Here is a 17365-nt window from a genome sequence, read left to right as displayed (position 1 = left end):
CCAGTTATGGTGCGCTCTCTTGCGCCAGAAGTGCATTAAACGATCACCCAGACTTGTAGACCTGATTATCATGGAAAATATAAACGCTAATCGCCGCAAACTGCTGGCGTTAGGTGGCGCTGCGCTGGGCGCGGCCGCTATCCTGCCGACACCGGCATTTGCCACCCTCTCGACGCCGCGTCCGCGTATTCTTACGCTGAACAACCTTCACACCGGCGAATCGATCAAGGCCGAATTTTTTGATGGCCGGGGCTATATTCAGGATGAATTAGCAAAGCTTAACCACTTCTTCCGTGACTTTCGCGCGAATAAAGTGAAGGCTATCGACCCTTCGCTGTTTGATCAGCTTTATCGCTTGCAGGGATTGCTTGGCACTCGCCGCCCGGTGCAGTTAATTTCCGGCTATCGTTCACGTGACACCAACAACGAATTACGCGCCCATAGCCGTGGTGTAGCGAAAAATAGCTACCACACCAAAGGCCAGGCGATGGATTTCCATATCGAAGGCATTTCGCTCAGCAATATTCGCAAAGCCGCGTTATCTCTGCGCTCTGGTGGTGTAGGATACTACCCCAGCAGCAACTTTGTGCATATTGATACCGGGCCGGTAAGGCACTGGTAAATAAATGATTCCGGCGCAAGCCGGGTAAAGGAGCGGTATGAACCATCATATTATTCCGGTAACGGCGTTCGCGCAGAACTGTTCGTTAATCTGGTGTGAGAAAACAGGCGAGGCGGCGCTGGTAGACCCAGGCGGCGACGCGGCGCGCATTAAAGTTGAGGTGGCTTCCTGTAACGTCACTGTTAAACAAATCCTGTTGACTCATGGTCATCTTGACCATGTCGGCGCGGCGGCGGAACTCGCTGCGCATTACGGCGTACCGATTGTCGGTCCGGAAAAAGAAGATGAGTTCTGGCTGCAAGGACTACCGCAGCAAAGCCGGATGTTTGGTCTGGAAGAGTGTCAGCCGCTCACGCCGGACCGCTGGCTTGAAGAGGGTGAAACGGTAAGCGTTGGCAACATCACTTTACAGGTGCTGCACTGCCCCGGGCATACACCAGGTCATATTGTCTTCTTCGATGAAAAATCGCGCCTGCTGGTTTCCGGCGATGTGATTTTCAAAGGCGGCGTCGGGCGCAGCGACTTCCCACGCGGCGATCATGGTCAATTGATTGATGCCATCAAGCGCAAGCTGCTGCCGCTGGGCGACGATGTGACCTTTATTCCGGGTCATGGTCCCCTCTCAACGCTCGGCTATGAGCGGCTGCATAATCCGTTTTTACAGGATGAACAGCCCGTCTGGTAAAACAAAAAAGGCCGCATAATGCGGCCTTTTTTTATGCGCGCTGGCTTACAGCACAGCGACGATAGCTTCGCACAGCGGCGCCATGTTATCCGGCGTCATGCCCGCCACGTTTACACGACCGGAAGCGACGGCGTAAACGCCAAACTCTTCACGCAGACGCAGCACCTGCTCTTTGGTCAGGCCGCTAAAGGAGAACATGCCGTTCTGCCGGGTGATGAAGCTGAAATCGCGATCGGCGCCTTTCTCCGCCAGGGTATTTACAAACAGCTGACGCATACGCTGGATGCGTTGACGCATGTCGGTCAGCTCTTGTTCCCAGATGGCGCGCAGCGCGTCGTTGCTGAGAATGGTCGCCACAACAGCCGCGCCGTGAGCAGGCGGGTTAGAGTAGTTAGCGCGAATGCAGGATTTCATCTGGCTAAACGCGCGGTCAGCGGTGTCCGCATCAGCAGTCACCAACGTGCAGGCTCCTACGCGCTCGTTATACAGGCCAAAGTTTTTTGAGAAGGAGCTCGCCACGATAAGCTCTTTGTGCAGCGCTGCAAATGCGCGCAAGCCTTCTGCGTCTTCTTCCAGACCGCGGGCGAAACCCTGGTAGGCGAAATCAAACAGCGGCAGCCAGCCTTTCTCAACAGACAACTTCGCCAGCTGTTCCCACTGCTCAAGCGTAGGGTCGATGCCGGTCGGGTTATGGCAGCAGCCGTGGAACAGCACAACGTCACCCGCCTGGGCTTCTTGCAGGCTGCTCAGCAGACCGTCGAAATCCAGGGTATGGTTCTGAGCATCATAATAAGCGTATTCGCGTACTTCCAGACCTGCGGAATTGAACACGCCTTTGTGGTTCGGCCAGCTTGGGTTGCTCACCCATACGCGTTTTACGCTGGTGTTTTTAGCGAGGAAATCCGCCGCTACACGCAGTGCGCCGGTGCCGCCAGGCGTTTGCGCGGTGCGGGCGCGTTTGTCGTTGATAATGGCGCTGCCTTTGCCAAACAGCAACTCCTGTGTGCAACGGCCAAACTCAGGAATACCGTCGATGCCGAGATAGTTTTTCGTGGTTTCGTTTTCCAGCAGAAATTGTTCCGCCTTCTTAACGCTGGTCAGCACCGGCGTCTTGCCGGTTTCATCTTTATAGACGCCGATGCCTAAATTGATTTTGCTGGGACGATCGTCGGCACGAAACAGGTCGGCCAGGCCCAGAATAGGGTCGGCAGGGGCGGCGGTAATATTCTCAAACATGACGGATTCCATTGTGATGTCAGAAGGGAAATTCGCTATCAGGTTAACGGGAGATTTACAAAATGCCAACCGTTTGCCCGGAAAAGTTAGCGGGATCGCAAAAGTTGAACGTTTTTGCATTCGCCCATAAAAAAACAGGGCCGAAGCCCTGTTTTTATGCGCTGAATAATAACTTATTCGGCAATTAGAACTGGTAAGTAACAGCCAGTGCAACCTGGTCGTCTTTGCCGTTTACGATACCAACGCTATCAGAGTAGGTGGTGTCATCAATCAGGTTCAGCTGGTAGTCAACATATACGTTGAAGTTCTTGTTGAAGTAGTAGTAAGCACCGATTTCAACATATTTTTGCAGGTCAGCATCGCCGCCGTTGAAAGTGCCACGCGCAGCCAGGTCTTTACCTTTGGACTGGACGTAAGACAGGGATGGACGCAGACCGAAATCGAACTGGTACTGAGCAATCGCTTCAAAGTTTTGCGTTTGGTTAGCGAAAGTAGCGTCAGCTTCGCGGGTCATGTTGGTTGTTTCAGCATAAACAGTGGCGAGGTAAATATTGTTTGCGTCATATTTTGCACCCACTGCCCAGGCTTCAGCACGGTCGCCTTTGCCATCCAGTTTCTGGTTCAAAGTACGCGCGGAGTTGCTGTAAGCGCCGATCACGCTGAAACCTTCGCCGAAATCATAACCCAGAGAGTAGCCTACGCCATCGCCGTTAGACTGTTCGGTGTTATCGATGCCGCGATCGTTTTTACCCTGGTACTGAACGCCAAAGTTCAGGCCGTCAACCAGACCAAAGAAGTTGGTGTTGCGGTAGGTCAGGACGCCAGTAGTACGGCCAGTCATGAAGTTATCAGAGTAGTTGGCCCAGGTCATACCAGAGTAAGACGGCGCCATGTCGGTCAGGGATTCTACGTCGTAAACGATACCGTAGTTACGGCCGTAATCGAGAGAACCTGCGTCAGCCATTTTCAGGCCAGCAAATGCCAGACGAGTACGCTGGGTTTGAGAACCTTCAGCATCGTTCGCGTACATACGGTATTCCCACTGGCCGTAACCGGTCAGCTGATCGTTAATCTGGGTTTCGCCTTTAAAACCAAGCTGTGCGTAAGTTGCATCGCCATTGGTGGTGTTATCGCCAGAGGTCACAAAATCGTGTTCTGCGGTAACTTTGCCGTACAGATCCAGTTTGTTGCCGTTTTTGTTATAGATTTCTGCAGCGTTAGCTGCACCGGCTACCAGCAGGGCAGGAATTACCACTGCCAGAATATTGCGCTTCATCATTATTTATTACCCTCATTGGTTTTTATGAACACCTGCCACTGCCGTCAATAATTCTGTACGGAACTATTGATGAGAGTTTGGTGTCTTTCTGTGTCTGAAGGCATCTTTCCATTCATATTCACGTTTCGCTAGCCTGAATGTGCTACAAATATCTAAAATCGGTAACAAAAAGAAATATTGTGTAAGAATTTATGAAATTTCGGGAACTTTGTGAACCATCTCAAATTTATTCCTCATATGAATAAAATTTCGTCTTTTATTATCTATATATATGAAATCCTTATGTTTAATCAGGCAAAAGCGCAACTTATATAAAAATGATTCTCATGTCAGATTTTCTTATTTTTCTTTTTTGGACGGCTGGAAGGCTGTGTGAAAGGTGAGCAAATATGCTATAGCGTGCGGAATTTCAAAACCGCAACAGATGTGTGGACTATTTTTGTTGAAAAATGTTTCTGAGGAAAAACGGAAATAAAAGCGGGAAAAGAAGAAAGGGCCAGCAAGCTGGCCCTGGGGAATAATCAGAAGTTTGCGTTACGCGGCGTGCGCGGGAAAGGAATAACGTCGCGCACGTTCTGTACGCCAGTCACATAAGCGATCAAACGTTCGAAGCCCAGACCAAAGCCGGCATGCGGTACGGTGCCGTAACGACGCAGGTCGCGATACCACCAGTAATCTTCTTTATTAAGGCCCATCTCTTCCATACGCGCATCCAGCACATCCAGACGCTCTTCACGCTGGGAGCCGCCGATGATTTCGCCGATGCCCGGCGCCAGAACATCCATCGCCGCCACGGTTTTGCCGTCTTCGTTAAGGCGCATATAGAAAGCCTTAATATCTTTCGGGTAGTTTTTGACTACCACTGGCGCTTTAAAATGCTTCTCGGCCAGGTAACGCTCATGCTCAGAGGCCAGATCCACGCCCCAGTAAACCGGGTTCTCAAATTTCTCGCCGCATTTTTCCAGAATGGCTACTGCGTCGGTGTAGTCAACCTGGGCGAAGTCGGCGGAGATGAAACGTTGCAGGCGGTCAACGGCATCTTTATCTACGCGCTCGGCGAAGAATTTCATGTCGTCCATGCGCTCATCCAGCACCGCTTTAAAGACATATTTCAGCATTGCTTCCGCAAGGCTTGCCACATCATTCAAATCGGCAAACGCCACTTCCGGCTCCAGCATCCAGAACTCCGCCAGATGGCGGCTGGTGTTGGAGTTTTCAGCGCGGAAAGTCGGGCCGAAGGTGTAAATCTTAGAAAGCGCGCAGGCGTAGGTTTCGCCGTTGAGCTGCCCGGAGACGGTCAGAAACGCCTCTTTGCCGAAAAAGTCTTTATCGTAATCGACTTTGCCTTCGCCAGTACGCGGCAGGTTTTCCATATCCAGCGTAGAGACGCGGAACATCTCGCCAGCGCCTTCGGTATCCGACGCGGTAATCAGCGGCGTGGAAACCCAGAAAAAGCCTTGTTCATGGAAGAAGCGATGCAGCGCCTGGGCCAGCGTATGACGTACGCGGGCGACCGCGCCAATCATGTTGGTGCGCGGGCGCAGGTGCGCCACTTCACGCAGGTATTCAATACTGTGGCGTTTGGCCGCCATCGGGTAGGTGTCCGGATCATCGACCCAGCCGGTGACTTCCACGCGCGTCGCCTGTAGCTCAAAGCTCTGGCCCTGGCCTGGCGATTCCACCACCACGCCGGTCACAATGACGGAGCAACCCGTCGTCAGGCGCAGCACTTCGTCATTGTAATTGGGCAGAGAATTATTAATGACAGCCTGTACGGGATCAAAGCAGGAACCGTCATAGACGGCAAGGAAGGAGAGGCCAGCTTTTGAATCTCTTCGGGTACGCACCCACCCGCGCACGGTGACTTCTTGGTCAACGGCGACGCGGCCCTGGAGTACGTCGGCTACAGGCACAACGCTCATAATTTTCTCTCTGGTTAATGGTCAAACATAAAATCCTTTAGCCCCAACGAGGGGGGTTATCTATGTTACCTGGCGCACGCCATCAGACAAGCAGAATTCGCGGCGGGAAAGAAAGAAATCAGAAAGGCGAGGGATAAACGGGAGCGAAGCCGCTCCCGGGAGAGGTTAGCTGGCGATTTTGACCTGCGGCAGGTCAAAGGCTTTACGCAAAGCGCGAACAAAAGCTTTGTCATGACAAATCGTTTTGCCGGGGCTGTCGGAGAGTTTCGCCACCGGTTTGCCGTTACATTCGACAAGCTTTATCACAATGTTAAGCGGCTTAACGCCCGGAATGTCGCAAGTCAGACGGGTGCCGATGCCGAATCCAAGCTGCACGCGCGAGGCAAAGTGGCGGTAGAGGTCAAGCGCTTTTGGAAAATCGAGGTTATCGGAGAAGACCAGCGTTTTGCTGAGCGGGTCGATTCCCAGGCGTTCATAATGGGCGATAGCTTTTTCGCCCCACTGCACCGGGTCGCCGGAGTCGTGGCGTAAACCCTGATAACGGGTGGCGAAATCGGGCCCGAAATCGCGCAGAAACGCATCCATTGTTATGCAGTCCGTGAGCGCAATCCCGAGCCTGTCGGGATACTCCTCAAGCCAGGCTTTTAGCGCTGCAATCTGGCTATTGGCGAGATCCGGGCTAATTTGCTGATGCGCCTGGAACCATTCGTGCGCCTGGGTGCCCATCGGCGTCAGGTTCAGGCGGCGCGCCAGATCGTAATTGCTGGTGCCGATAAACCAGGGCTCCTGCTGCAAACGTTCGACGATGGCCTGCTGAACGTCGCGGGAAAAACGGCGACGGGTGCCGAAGTCCATCAGGCGAAACGCGCTAAGGTCAAGATCTGCCGTCAGGGTGCGGAAATCGGCGAGTTTGCTTTCCAGATGTTCAAGCGCTTGCGCCACGCTTGCTTCAGGCGAGCGAAAACGATGCACCAGTTCGCTGATAACCGCGAGCAGCGGTACTTCCCACAGGATGACTTCTCGCCATGGGCCGCTTAAGCGAATGTTGAGTTTGCCGTTGTCGTTGCTGATCTGCACCTGAGCAGGGTCATAACGAAAATCTTTAAGCCAGGCGAGGTAGTCCGCTTTAAAGAAAGGCAGACCGGAGAGCCACTGGAACTCCGCTTCGCTAAGGGCGAGGTGGCGCATGGCGTCGACCTGCTCGCGAATGGCGTCAGCATAAATGCCCAGTAGATCGTCACCACGACAGCGAAACTCCGCTGCGACATGCACATCATAGTAGTGGTGGAATACCGCCTGCTGCATATGCAGTTTATAGGCGTCGGTGTCCAGCAGCGTTTGCAGTATGGGGGAAGCGAATTGTGTCATGGTGCGAAATGGCATCCTCTCACAGGAGCGTTTCCATCAATGGCTAAGCAGATAAAGACGCAGGAGTATACCCTGATTATCGGTTTATTGAAGCAGGATCACAACACAACCACCGGCCCGGGTCGAGGGCATTTTGTGCCTATGTTATCTAAATGTAGCAAAGAGGCCGGGGCCCGTGGAAAAGATAAAGATTCTGCGTGGCAACATTATCGCAACAGGAATAGACTGGAGGCGTAACTATACGGACCATGCATAAGGTTTTATATGACTCAACAGCCACAAGCCAAATACCGCCACGACTACCGTGCGCCGGACTATTTCATCAGCGATATTGACTTGACCTTTGAACTGGATGCCGCCAAAACCCTCGTCACTGCGGTAAGCCAGGTAAACCGTAACGCAGCAGAAGCGACGGCGCTGCGTCTCGACGGCGAAGACCTTACTCTGGTTTCATTACATATTAATGATGCGCCCTGGCAGGATTATCGACTGGAAGAGGGCGCTTTAGTGCTGGAGAATCTTCCGGCGCGCTTTACCCTTAAAATCGTTAATACCATCAGTCCGGCCGCCAATACCGCCCTGGAAGGGTTATACCAGTCGGGCGAGGCGCTTTGCACGCAATGCGAAGCGGAAGGTTTTCGCCATATTACCTGGTATCTCGATCGCCCGGACGTGCTGGCCCGTTTTACCACCAAAATCATCGCCGATAAAACCAAATACCCCTACCTGCTTTCCAACGGCAACCGTGTAGGCCAGGGCGATCTGGAAGGCGGCCGCCACTGGACGCAGTGGCAGGATCCGTTCCCGAAACCGTGCTATCTCTTTGCGCTGGTGGCGGGCGACTTTGATGTCCTGCGCGACACCTTTACTACCCGCTCCGGGCGTGAAGTCGCGCTGGAGCTTTTCGTTGATCGCGGCAACCTTGACCGTGCCAGCTGGGCCATGACCTCGCTGAAAAACTCCATGAAGTGGGACGAGCAGCGCTTTGGCCTCGAGTATGACCTCGACATTTATATGATCGTCGCGGTGGATTTCTTCAATATGGGCGCGATGGAGAACAAAGGCCTTAATGTCTTCAACTCCAAATTTGTGTTAGCCCGCGCCGAAACGGCGACCGATAAAGACTATCTCAATATTGAGCGCGTTATCGGGCACGAATATTTTCATAACTGGACCGGCAACCGCGTCACTTGCCGCGACTGGTTCCAGCTTAGCCTCAAAGAGGGGCTGACCGTATTCCGCGATCAGGAATTCAGTTCAGACCTCGGCTCCCGCGCCGTTAACCGCATCAGCAACGTGCGCACCATGCGCGGTTTGCAGTTCGCCGAAGACGCAAGCCCAATGGCGCATCCGATTCGCCCCGATATGGTCATCGAGATGAATAACTTCTATACCCTGACCGTGTACGAGAAGGGCTCAGAAGTGATTCGCATGATGCACACCCTGCTCGGCGAAGCGAATTTCCAGAAAGGGATGCAGCTCTACTTTGAGCGCCACGATGGCAGCGCCGCCACCTGCGACGACTTTGTCCAGGCGATGGAAGACGCGTCGAATGTCGACCTTTCGCATTTCCGCCGCTGGTACAGCCAGTCCGGCACGCCGGTCGTTACCGTACAGGACGATTACGATCCGCAGGCAGAACAGTACACGCTTAAGCTTTCCCAGCACACGCCGCCCACGCCGGATCAACAGGAAAAGCTGCCGCTGCATATCCCGTTCGATATTGAGCTTTATGATAACGAAGGCAACGTTATTGCCCTGCAACGCGAAGGCCACCCGGTGTCCAACGTGCTGAACCTGACCCAGGCGGAACAGACGTTTGTCTTTGATAACGTGCCGTGCCAGCCGGTACCATCGCTGCTGCGCGAGTTCTCCGCCCCCGTGAAGCTTGAGTACAAGTGGAGCGACCAGCAGCTGACTTTCCTGATGCGCCATGCGCGCAACGACTTCTCGCGCTGGGACGCCGCGCAGAGCCTGCTCGCAACGCATATCAAGCTGAACGTGGCGCGTTTACAGCAACAGCAGCCGCTTTCGCTGCCGCTGCACGTCGCAGACGCTTTCCGCGCCATCCTGCTGGATGAAACTATCGACCCGGCGCTGGCGGCGGAAATTCTGACTCTGCCTTCGCAAAATGAAATTGCCGAACTGTTCCAGACCATCGATCCGTTGGCTATCGCGGCGGTACATGAGGCGTTGACCCGCACGCTGGCGACCGAGCTGGCCGATGAATTCCTGGCGGTGTACAACGCGACGAAGCTCGAAGGCTACCGTGTCGATCACGCGGATATCGGCAAGCGCGCGCTGCGCAACATCTGCCTGCACTATCTGGCGTTTGGCGACGTACAGTTGGCTGACAAGCTGGTAAGCCAGCAGTATCACGCCGCGGACAACATGACCGACGCGCTGGCGGCGCTGGCGGCCGCTACTGGCGCGCAGCTGCCATGCCGCGACGCGTTGCTCGCCGGGTACGACGAGAAATGGCATCAGGATGGCCTGGTGATGGACAAATGGTTCATTCTGCAAGCCACAAGCCCGGCGCAGGATGTGCTGCAAAAAGTCCGCGAGCTGCTTAAGCATCGCTCCTTCAGCCTCAGCAACCCGAACCGCGTGCGTTCGCTGATTGGCGCCTTTGCCGGCAGCAACCCTTCGGCGTTCCACGCTGAAGACGGCAGCGGCTATCAGTTCATGGCGGAAATGCTCACTGAACTTAACAGCCGAAACCCGCAGGTGGCTTCACGCCTGATAGAACCGCTTATCCGCCTTAAACGCTATGACGAACACCGCCAGGCGCTGATGCGCGCGGCGCTGGAAAAACTCAAAGCGTTGCCTAACCTTTCGGGCGATCTCTACGAGAAAGTCAGTAAGGCGCTGGCGTAATAAAAAAGCCCTGCGATGCAGGGCTTTTTCTTATCCGTGGCTGGCGCGCCGGGCGGCATATTCCTGCTCGCTTTTGCGCATGACCCGCTCCAGCACCTGTGCTTCCAGTTCCGCCAGCCGCACTGACCCAACGCGGCGTGGACGAGCCAGATTCACAGGCAGATCGAGACCGATTTTACCTTCTTCTATCAGCAACACCCTGTCCGCCATCGCCACCGCTTCGCTTACATCATGGGTGACCAACAGAACGGTAAAGCCGTGCTCCTGCCATAAAGCGGTGATCAGCGCCTGCATTTCGAGACGGGTCAGGGCATCCAGCGCGCCGAGCGGTTCATCAAGCAGCAGGAGTCCTGGACGATGGATTAACGCCCGCGCCAGCGCCACGCGCTGTTTTTGTCCGCCCGAGAGCGCAGCGGGCCATTCGTCAGCGCGGCTTTCCAGCCCGACGGCGGCGAGCGCTTCCTGCGCCTGCGCTCGCCAGCTGCCTTTCAGCCCCAGCCCAACGTTATTAATGACTTTTTTCCAGGGCAGCAGGCGAGCATCCTGGAACATCAGGCGAGTCTCTTCCTGCGCTTCGCCGAGCGGCCTGTTTCCTGCGCGCAGCAGGCCGGCGTCGGGCTGTTCAAGGCCCGCCAGCAGGCGCAGCAGCGTGCTTTTCCCGCCGCCGCTGCGTCCGACAACAGCCACAAATTGCCCGGCGGGAATATGCAGGTTTAGTCCATCAAGAATGGTTTTTTCGCCGTAGCGTTTAGTCACGCCGTCCAGCAGCAATGGCGTTCCCTGGTTCAGTCTGGCCGTATTCATGCGGTTTTCTCCTGATGCTGGTAAGCCGGGTGCCAGCGCAGCCAGAGACGCTCAAGCCACTGCGCGCTGATATCAGCAAGTTTGCCAAGCAGGGCATAAAGAATAATGGCGACGACGACGACATCGGTTTGCAGGAATTCGCGGGCGTTCATCGCCAGATAGCCGATGCCGGCGTTCGCAGAGAGGGTCTCCGCCACGATGAGTGTCAGCCACATCAGGCCCAGCGCGAAGCGCACCCCGACCATCACAGAGGGAAGGGCGCCCGGCAGGATCACCTGCGTGAACAGACCGAAGCCGGAAAGACCATAACTGCGGGCCATCTCCAGCAATCCACGGTCAATATTGCGGATCCCATGCCAGGTATTGATATAAATGGGAAAAAGCGTTCCGAGCGCGACCAGAAAAATTTTGGCGCTTTCGTCAATGCCGAACCACAGGATAACCAGCGGAATCAATGCCAGATGCGGCACATTACGCAGCATCTGGATAGAGGTATCCAGCAACCGCTCTCCCCAGCGCGAAAGGCCGCTGATAAGGCCGAGCGTCAGGCCAATCGTCCCGCCAATAGCGAACCCGATAAGCGCCCGCCACGCGCTGATCGCCAAATGATGCCAGAGTTCGCCGCTGGCCGAGAGGTTCCAGAACGCGCTAACGACCCCTTCCGGCGAGGGCAAAATGCGCGTGGAAAGCCATCCCGTTTGCGAAGCCAGCTGCCAGATAACCACAATGCCCGCCGGCAGCAGCCAGGGCGCGGCCCGGTAGAGCCACTTGCGTGAGGTTGTCGTCATGCCTCTCTCCTTAACTCTGGGCCACCCGGCGCGGCAGGAATTCATTAGCTACCGCTTCGCCTTGCTGCTGCAACGGCTGCGGTTGCGGCACCTGCGGGGTTGCGACATCAAGATGCGGGAAGAGCAGCTCTCCTGTGCGGTACGCCTCTTCCAGATGCGGATAGCCCGAAAGAATAAAGCTGTCGATACCGAGCGCGGCGTACTCATTGATGCGCGCCGCCACCGTCGGCCCATCGCCTACCAGCGCCGTGCCTGCGCCGCCGCGCACCAGACCGACGCCCGCCCAGAGGTTAGGACTTACCTCCAGTTTGTCACGCTTGCCGTTGTGCAGCGCCGCCATACGGTGCTGGCCCACTGAATCGGTACGTGCTAACGCCGCCTGCGCTTTACTGATGGTTTCATCATCGACCTTTTCAATCAGCCTGTCGGCTGCCTGCCACGCTTCTTCATTGGTTTCGCGCACGATCACGTGCAGGCGAATGCCAAAGCGCACGCTACGCCCGTGCGCCGCTGCTTTAGCGCGAACCTGGGCGATTTTTTCTTTGACCTGCTCCGGCGGCTCTCCCCAGGTAAGATAGAGGTCGACCTGCTCGGCCGCCAGATCCTGAGCGACATCCGAAGACCCGCCGAAATAAAGCGGCGGTCGGGGTTGTTGAACGGGCGGGAAGAGCAACTTAGCGCCGCGCACGCGGATATGCTTGCCTTCGTAATCTACCGTTTCGCCTTCCAGCAACCGGCGCCAGACGCGGGTAAATTCGGCCGATGCTTCGTACCGTTGCGCGTGGTCAAGAAAGACGCCGTCGGCGGCGAGTTCCTGCGGGTCGCTGCCGGTGACCAGATTAAAAAGCGCGCGACCGTTGGAAAGACGGTCAAGCGTGGCGGCCTGGCGCGCCGCGACGGTCGGGGATATCACGCTCGGGCGCAGCGCCACCAGAAACTTAAGCCGTTGAGTGACCGGGATCATCGAGGCGGCCACCAGCCACGCATCTTCGCAGGACCGCCCGGTCGGGATCAGCACGCCGGTAAAGCCCAGCCTGTCTGCCGCCTGCGCTATCTGTTGCAGGTAAGCATAATCAACCGGGCGCGCGCCTTCATCGCTGCCCAGGTAGTGACCATCGCCATGGGTAGGTAAAAACCAAAACAGATTCAGGCTCATGATTTAGCTCCTTTTGTTTCTGCGGGTTGCCAGATGCGGGTGCGGATATCCACTTTTTTCGGCAGCAGACGGTTGTCATAAAAAAGATCGGCGGTGTTCTGCTGTCGCACGGCGGTTTCTTCGTTTACCGGCGTAATAGCGGTAGGCGGACGATGATCGAGATAGCTGGCGATAACCGGCTCCGGCAGCCCCATGCTTTGCGCCAGCAGCTTCACGCTTTCATCGCGCTGGCTGCGCGTCAGGGCATCCGCCTCGCTGAAGGTGTGCAGGACATTAAGCAGAAATGCGCCGTTTTTCTCAGCATACGGGCGGGAAGCCAGGTAGAACGAGCCAGTCAGGTTAAGATCGCTGCCGTCGGCGAGTACCCGCACGCCGCCCTGTTGCAGCGCGGCGGAGTAGTACGGGTCCCAGATGGCCCAGGCGTCGACATTGCCCTGCTGGAAAGCAGCGCGGGCATCGGCGGGAGTAAGAAATACCGGCTGGATATCGTTAAACGTTAACCCTGCCTTTTGTAACGCCCGCAGCAGAAGATTGTGCGAACTTGAGCCTTTTTGAAACGCCACCTTATGGCCTTTCAGGTCGGCCACGCTTTTCAGCGGGCTGTTTTCCGCCACCAGTATCACTTCAGCTTTCGGCTTCGGCGGTTCAGCGCCGATGTAAACCAGATCCGCCCCTGCCGCCTGGGCAAAAATAGGCGGAATATCGCCTGTACTGCCTAAATCGATGCTGCCGACATTCAGCGCCTCCAGCAACTGCGGGCCGGCAGGAAACTCAACCCAGCGGATTTTGGTGTTGGGATAACGCTGCTCCAGGAACTGGTGGCTTTTCGTCAGCACCATGCTGACCGAGCCTTTCTGGTAGCCAATGCGCAACGCATCCGGCGCCGTTTCAGCGGCTTTTGAAGCGAAAGGCAGCGCAAGCAGACCCACCAGCGCCAGCAGCGGCGCGCGACGAAGAAAATTAAGCATGAATCGCTCCTTGCTCAGCGAAAGGGGAGGGGGCGGCGGCGTCGCGGCGGTGCAGCGCGTGCCAGAACGTTTCCAGCGCGGCGTCCAGCCGCTGGTGCAGATGCGCGGTAAAGACGGGTTTATGTTGGTAATCTTTAATCTGGCTGTCGTCAGCGAAAACGCCATGCAGGATCTCCTGCGCTTTTAACGCGCTCAGCACGGGCTTTAGCGCATAATCCACCGCCAGCAGATGCGCGACGGTGCCGCCTGTCGCCAGCGGCAGGACGACTTTCTTTTCCAGCGCCCGTTCCGGCAGCAGGTCGAGCAGCGTCTTCAACGCGCCGGAGAAAGAGGCCTTGTAAACGGGCGTGGCGATGATCAAGCCATCCGCGCTTTCTAGCTGTTCGATGAGCGTTTGCAGGGCCGGGCTGTCAAAGCGAGCATAGAGCAAGTCTTCCGGGGCAAAATTCTGCAAATGCCAGTGACACACTTCCACCCTCGATGCATTCAGCTTTTCACGGGCATACTCCAGTAAAGCGCTGGAGCGCGAGGGAAAGCGCGGACTTCCGGCAAGAGTAATGACTCGCATAACGGCTCCTTATAACCAATTGTTTGCTTTCAGGTAACATTAATAACAATTGGTGTGATAGTGGCAGAACCCGTTAAAGCCGCTAACTAAAATTTTCGGCGTCGCTAAGCCAAAAAACGCATAAAGAAACGCTATGAAGGTAAACGTTTGCTTACCGGCGCGCTTTTTTGCCGCAGGTCAATTCCCTTTGCGAAAGGGATCGCGGATAATACCGCCCCGGTTTACACACCGGGAATCCAGGAGAGTTCATGTACTACCCCTTCGTTCGTAAAGCCCTTTTCCAGCTCGACCCTGAGCGCGCCCATGAATTTACATTTCAACAGCTTCGCCGCGTAACAGGCACGCCGCTGGAAAAACTGGTGCGTCAGTCTGTGCCTGCAAAGCCAGTGACCTGCATGGGGTTAACGTTTAAAAACCCGCTGGGCCTTGCCGCCGGGCTTGATAAAAATGGCGAATGTATTGATGCATTCGGCGCGATGGGGTTTGGATCGATTGAAATTGGCACCGTTACGCCACGTGCGCAGCCAGGCAACGACAAGCCGCGTATTTTTCGGCTGGTGGAAGCGGAAGGGTTAATCAATCGCATGGGCTTTAATAACCTGGGCGTGGACAACCTGGTCGAGAATGTCAAAAAGGCGCATTTCGACGGCGTGCTGGGCATTAATATCGGTAAAAATAAAGATACGCCGGTGGAGCAGGGAAAAGACGACTATCTGATCTGCATGGATAAAGTCTATCCCTATGCCGGTTATATCGCGATCAACATCTCTTCACCGAATACCCCTGGTTTGCGCACGCTGCAATATGGCGAGGCGCTGGATGATTTGCTTTCCGCAATCAAAGAAAAACAGCGTGAACTCGAAAGTCGACATCATAAATATGTGCCGGTGGCGGTAAAAATTGCGCCAGATTTGTCTGAAGAAGAATTAATTCAGGTCGCCGACAGCCTGGTTCGCCATAATATCGATGGGGTTATTGCTACCAATACCACGCTCGACAGAAGCCTGGTCCAGGGAATGAAACACTGCAATGAAACCGGCGGATTAAGCGGGCGGCCGTTGCAGTTAAAAAGCACAGAAATTATTCGCCGCCTGAGTCTCGAATTAAAAGGCCAACTGCCCATTATTGGCGTTGGCGGCATTGATTCGGTTATTGCCGCGCGTGAGAAAATGGCGGCAGGCGCTTCGCTTGTGCAGATTTATTCGGGTTTTATTTTTAAAGGCCCGCCACTGGTTAAAGAGATTGTTACCTGCCTCTGATCCTTCCCGTTTCAGACCGACCAGGGCTTTATTTTCAGCCCTGGTTGTTTTATAGTCCGCCAGATGTTGCTTATTTATACTTTTGTACTATTTTCTTTTTTTAGAGAATAAACGCAGCGGCAAAAAAAGAGATATTCGTTGGCATTTAAGCGGTTGGGGGCAAATTATGCGGATTAAGCCGGACGACAACTGGCGTTGGTATTTTGATGAAGAGCACGATCGGATGATGCTCGATCTGGCCAATGGCATGATCTTTCGTTCACGCTTCGCCCGTAAAATGCTCACGCCGGACGCTTTCGCTCCCGCCGGGTTTTGTGTGGATGACGCCGCGCTCTATTTCTCGTTTGAAGAAAAATGCCGTGACATGACGCTCAGTGCGGAACAGCGCGCGGAGCTGGTGCTTAACGCGCTGGTCGCTATTCGTTTTCTCAAGCCGCAAATGCCGAAAAGCTGGCATTTCATCTCCCATGGCGAAAGTGAAACGCCCCGCAGCGGCGATGCCGCCTGCGTCTGGCTAAGCGATACGTTTGAACCGGTAAGCCTGCTGGTTGTGGAGCCTGGCGAGAACGCAACGCTTTGCCTGTTGGCGCAACCGGCACTGAACCTTGCCGGACGCGCAATGCAGCTTGGCGACGCTATCAAGATAATGAACGACAGGCTGAAGCCCCAGGCGGTGCCCGAAAGCTTCAGCCTTGAGCAGGCCGTTTAACCCGCAAGTTTCACCGAACTCCGTGGCACGCAGCTGCAACACAGAATGGTGCCGTCGTTACGAATGGCATTTTGTTTAAGCGGCTGTACTTCGCCTTCGACAAGCGTAATCCGGCAACTGCCGCAAATCCCCGCCCGGCAAGAGTAAGGTACGCGGATCCCTTGCTGCTCCAGTTGTTCCAGTAAAATCTGCTGATTATTGCCGCGAAAAGTCTGTCCCTGCCAGTCGATATCCACTACCCCTTGCGCAACGCTTTCCGTTGCGATGCTTTCCGCCACGTCGCCTGCGCCATAAAGCTTCGGCGGTTTACGCTCAAGGATCTCAATCTCGTCGCCTGCACGTACGATGCCACTGTTACGGGCAATCAGATTCTGGCCGAAATCCACGTCGCCGTTGTCCTGGGCTGTGCGGAAGGTTTGCAATGTTGCCAGCGGCTCGCCCGTTGGATGTTTTCGCCCGCGTTCAGGGCTGACGGTGGTGAAAATACAGCGGCTGCAAGGCTTGGCGACATCAAATACCACATTGCCGATACGCACGACTTTCCAGCTGTCTTCATCCCAGGCTTCAGCGCCGCTGACCACCAGATTCGGGCGAAACTGGTTCATGGCCACGCTGGCTTTACAGCGCTTTTGCAGGTCGCGCAGCGAAGATTCACTGGTAAGCAGAAAAGGATAACCATCGGCAAAGGAGAGCGGCACTTCCTGATGACGTTTAACCCGGCGAGTCAGCTCCGGTCCGACCCAGCGCAGCTGAACGTCGCGGCCAAAAAAGCCGCTCAGCCAGCGGTTAACGTCGGCAGGGGCGATAAGCGCAGTAAAATGGTTGCCCCACACTTCGGTAGGCGAGGGGGTTGGCGCAAAATCGGCGAAGCGGATGGTTGCGGAACTGCCGTCCGGCGCGGTGAGCCAGAGACCGTCATGCAGCATGGCGGGGGTGAACAACACCATTTGTGGATGCTGGCGTGCGGTAATAAAGGTGCCATCCGTCTCGGTCACCATAAAAATACGGTCAAACGCCAGACCGCTGACGTCCGCCAGCGCATGCGACAGTTGAATGCCGCGCATCGATTTTACCGGATGAATATAAAGCCGTGACAATGCAATCATTGCGCCCTCCATGCCTGA

15 protein-coding genes are annotated in these 17365 nt (G+C 55.4%); 5 read left to right on the top strand and 10 right to left on the bottom strand.

The features are described 5' to 3' along the window. Positions 1–70 precede the first annotated feature (70 nt). Together DW56_RS08015 and DW56_RS08010 are read left to right on the top strand one after the other, a co-directional pair. Complete coding sequence (locus tag DW56_RS08015) at positions 71–622, top strand: YcbK family protein (RefSeq protein ID WP_024551264.1); 552 nt, start codon at positions 71–73, stop codon at positions 620–622. Between the two features lie 37 nt (positions 623–659). Next, entirely contained in the window at positions 660–1307 is a 648-nt protein-coding gene (locus tag DW56_RS08010; RefSeq protein ID WP_024551265.1) for an MBL fold metallo-hydrolase, read from the top strand. Positions 1308–1352: 45 nt separating this feature from the next. Here the strand turns inward: DW56_RS08010 and DW56_RS08005 are convergent, their stop codons facing one another. From DW56_RS08005 to pncB, 4 genes are all read right to left on the bottom strand, one after another. Continuing rightward, a complete protein-coding gene (locus DW56_RS08005) occupies positions 1353–2543 on the bottom strand; it encodes an amino acid aminotransferase (protein ID WP_024551266.1) in 1191 nt (396 codons plus the stop codon). A 184-nt stretch (positions 2544–2727) separates the two neighbouring features. Next, positions 2728–3822 (bottom strand): porin, encoded by a 1095-nt coding sequence (locus DW56_RS08000; RefSeq protein ID WP_024551267.1) that lies wholly within the window; start codon positions 3820–3822, stop codon positions 2728–2730. A 521-nt stretch (positions 3823–4343) separates the two neighbouring features. Beyond that, positions 4344–5744: an asparagine--tRNA ligase gene (asnS, locus tag DW56_RS07995; RefSeq protein WP_024561994.1), complete on the bottom strand. Its 1401-nt coding sequence runs from the start codon at positions 5742–5744 to the stop codon at positions 4344–4346. A 165-nt stretch (positions 5745–5909) separates the two neighbouring features. Then, entirely contained in the window at positions 5910–7112 is a 1203-nt protein-coding gene (gene pncB, locus DW56_RS07990) for a nicotinate phosphoribosyltransferase (protein ID WP_024553973.1), read from the bottom strand. Between the two features lie 264 nt (positions 7113–7376). Between pncB and pepN the strand changes: the two genes are divergently transcribed. After that, positions 7377–9989 carry an aminopeptidase N gene (gene pepN, locus DW56_RS07985; protein ID WP_024553974.1) on the top strand — a complete coding sequence of 871 codons (2613 nt, stop codon included), beginning with the start codon at positions 7377–7379 and terminating at the stop codon, positions 9987–9989. Positions 9990–10019: 30 nt separating this feature from the next. Here pepN and ssuB read toward each other — a convergent pair whose 3' ends face one another. The 5 genes from ssuB to ssuE are packed head-to-tail and all read right to left on the bottom strand — an operon-like array spanning position 10020 to position 14273. Next, the gene (gene ssuB / locus DW56_RS07980) at positions 10020–10793 is read right to left on the bottom strand and encodes an aliphatic sulfonates ABC transporter ATP-binding protein (RefSeq protein WP_024553975.1); all 774 of its coding nucleotides are present in this window, start codon (positions 10791–10793) and stop codon (positions 10020–10022) included. Beyond that, positions 10790–11581: an aliphatic sulfonate ABC transporter permease SsuC gene (ssuC, locus tag DW56_RS07975; protein WP_024553976.1), complete on the bottom strand. Its 792-nt coding sequence runs from the start codon at positions 11579–11581 to the stop codon at positions 10790–10792. The genes ssuB and ssuC overlap by 4 nt, the downstream gene beginning before the upstream one ends. Before the next feature lie 10 nt (positions 11582–11591). Beyond that, entirely contained in the window at positions 11592–12737 is a 1146-nt protein-coding gene (gene ssuD / locus DW56_RS07970) for an FMNH2-dependent alkanesulfonate monooxygenase (protein WP_024553977.1), read from the bottom strand. Continuing rightward, positions 12734–13705 (bottom strand): sulfonate ABC transporter substrate-binding protein, encoded by a 972-nt coding sequence (locus DW56_RS07965; protein WP_024553978.1) that lies wholly within the window; start codon positions 13703–13705, stop codon positions 12734–12736. The genes ssuD and DW56_RS07965 overlap by 4 nt, the downstream gene beginning before the upstream one ends. Further along, positions 13698–14273: an NADPH-dependent FMN reductase gene (gene ssuE, locus DW56_RS07960; protein ID WP_024553979.1), complete on the bottom strand. Its 576-nt coding sequence runs from the start codon at positions 14271–14273 to the stop codon at positions 13698–13700. Before ssuE ends, DW56_RS07965 begins: the two co-directional genes overlap by 8 nt. A 248-nt stretch (positions 14274–14521) precedes the next feature. Here ssuE and pyrD point away from each other — a divergent pair, with 248 nt between their 5' ends. Both pyrD and zapC read left to right on the top strand, forming a co-directional pair. Next, entirely contained in the window at positions 14522–15532 is a 1011-nt protein-coding gene (gene pyrD / locus DW56_RS07955) for a quinone-dependent dihydroorotate dehydrogenase (RefSeq protein WP_024553980.1), read from the top strand. Between the two features lie 166 nt (positions 15533–15698). Beyond that, the gene (zapC, locus tag DW56_RS07950) at positions 15699–16241 is read left to right on the top strand and encodes a cell division protein ZapC (RefSeq protein WP_024553981.1); all 543 of its coding nucleotides are present in this window, start codon (positions 15699–15701) and stop codon (positions 16239–16241) included. Here the strand turns inward: zapC and DW56_RS07945 are convergent. Continuing rightward, a complete protein-coding gene (locus tag DW56_RS07945; RefSeq protein ID WP_024553982.1) occupies positions 16238–17347 on the bottom strand; it encodes a YcbX family protein in 1110 nt (369 codons plus the stop codon). The two genes, zapC and DW56_RS07945, sit on opposite strands and share 4 nt — an antisense overlap. Between the last annotated feature and the right edge of the window lie 18 nt (positions 17348–17365).

The sequence above is a fragment of the Franconibacter helveticus LMG 23732 genome, from assembly GCF_000463115.2.
Lineage (GTDB): Bacteria > Pseudomonadota > Gammaproteobacteria > Enterobacterales > Enterobacteriaceae > Franconibacter > Franconibacter helveticus.
This window is presented reverse-complemented; position numbering and strand designations above follow the sequence as displayed.

Excerpts from the sequence above, each read along its gene's own strand:
- DW56_RS08015 (WP_024551264.1), top strand. The coding sequence starts at position 71 with ATGGAAAATATAAACGCTAATCGCCGCAAACTGCTGGCGTTAGGTGGC.
- DW56_RS08010 (WP_024551265.1), top strand. The coding sequence starts at position 660 with ATGAACCATCATATTATTCCGGTAACGGCGTTCGCGCAGAACTGTTCG.
- DW56_RS08005 (WP_024551266.1), bottom strand. The coding sequence starts at position 2,543 with ATGTTTGAGAATATTACCGCCGCCCCTGCCGACCCTATTCTGGGCCTG.
- DW56_RS08000 (WP_024551267.1), bottom strand. The coding sequence starts at position 3,822 with ATGATGAAGCGCAATATTCTGGCAGTGGTAATTCCTGCCCTGCTGGTA.
- asnS (WP_024561994.1), bottom strand. The coding sequence starts at position 5,744 with ATGAGCGTTGTGCCTGTAGCCGACGTACTCCAGGGCCGCGTCGCCGTT.
- pncB (WP_024553973.1), bottom strand. The coding sequence starts at position 7,112 with ATGACACAATTCGCTTCCCCCATACTGCAAACGCTGCTGGACACCGAC.
- pepN (WP_024553974.1), top strand. The coding sequence starts at position 7,377 with ATGACTCAACAGCCACAAGCCAAATACCGCCACGACTACCGTGCGCCG.
- ssuB (WP_024553975.1), bottom strand. The coding sequence starts at position 10,793 with ATGAATACGGCCAGACTGAACCAGGGAACGCCATTGCTGCTGGACGGC.
- ssuC (WP_024553976.1), bottom strand. The coding sequence starts at position 11,581 with ATGACGACAACCTCACGCAAGTGGCTCTACCGGGCCGCGCCCTGGCTG.
- ssuD (WP_024553977.1), bottom strand. The coding sequence starts at position 12,737 with ATGAGCCTGAATCTGTTTTGGTTTTTACCTACCCATGGCGATGGTCAC.
- DW56_RS07965 (WP_024553978.1), bottom strand. The coding sequence starts at position 13,705 with ATGCTTAATTTTCTTCGTCGCGCGCCGCTGCTGGCGCTGGTGGGTCTG.
- ssuE (WP_024553979.1), bottom strand. The coding sequence starts at position 14,273 with ATGCGAGTCATTACTCTTGCCGGAAGTCCGCGCTTTCCCTCGCGCTCC.
- pyrD (WP_024553980.1), top strand. The coding sequence starts at position 14,522 with ATGTACTACCCCTTCGTTCGTAAAGCCCTTTTCCAGCTCGACCCTGAG.
- zapC (WP_024553981.1), top strand. The coding sequence starts at position 15,699 with ATGCGGATTAAGCCGGACGACAACTGGCGTTGGTATTTTGATGAAGAG.
- DW56_RS07945 (WP_024553982.1), bottom strand. The coding sequence starts at position 17,347 with ATGATTGCATTGTCACGGCTTTATATTCATCCGGTAAAATCGATGCGC.